The 290-nt window shown below is 45.5% G+C and carries 1 protein-coding gene; it reads left to right on the top strand.

Annotation, left to right across the window (positions count from 1 at the left end; all coding sequences use genetic code 11):
- Positions 1–290: HAMP domain-containing protein (locus tag FLAPXU55_RS00085; protein ID WP_180855863.1), on the top strand; the 290-nt coding region annotated here is incomplete at both ends.

A 290-nucleotide genomic window follows, 5' to 3' on the forward strand; every position in this document is an offset into this window, starting at 1 on the left:
GAAGTTGGTACCGAAGGAAAACTTGGTGGACAAGCAAATGTTCCCGGAGTTGCCGGAACATGGAAAGATTTGACCGATTCGGTTAATCAAATGGCAGGTAACTTAACGACACAAGTACGTAATATTGCTGAGGTTACAATTGCCGTAGCCAATGGAGATATGTCGAAAAAAATTACGGCCGACGTTCGTGGAGAGATTCTGCAATTAAAAGAAACCGTAAATACCATGGTGGATCAGCTTCGTGCCTTTGCATCAGAGGTAACTCGTGTGGCGCGTGAGGTTGGTACCGA

The sequence above is a fragment of the Flavobacterium panici genome, from assembly GCF_903819335.1.
GTDB classification, from domain to species: domain Bacteria; phylum Bacteroidota; class Bacteroidia; order Flavobacteriales; family Flavobacteriaceae; genus Flavobacterium; species Flavobacterium panici.